This window comes from Pseudotamlana haliotis (genome assembly GCF_008806375.1).
GTDB lineage: Bacteria > Bacteroidota > Bacteroidia > Flavobacteriales > Flavobacteriaceae > Pseudotamlana > Pseudotamlana haliotis.
In genome coordinates, this window is the sequence record NZ_WAAT01000058.1 from 1 (window position 1) to 234 (window position 234).

At 44.9% G+C, this 234-nt stretch carries 1 rRNA gene; it reads left to right on the top strand.

Annotated features, from left to right (window positions below):
* A 23S ribosomal RNA gene (locus F6U93_RS14375) occupies positions 1 to 234 on the top strand; the annotation flags it as partial.

Sequence of the window (234 nt, forward strand, 5' to 3'; positions counted from 1 at the left end):
CCAAACCAGTGTTGTTACGGCAATACTGGGGTTGTAGGACCACGACATTAGAAGCATGATGAATTAGAATTGTTTGGAAAGACAAGCCATAGACGGTGATAGCCCGGTATAAGTAAAGAATGTGGATATAGTGGTATCCTGAGTAGTGCGGGACACGAGTAATCCTGTATGAAACAGTCGGGACCATCCGATAAGGCTAAATACTCCTGAGAGACCGATAGTGAACTAGTACCG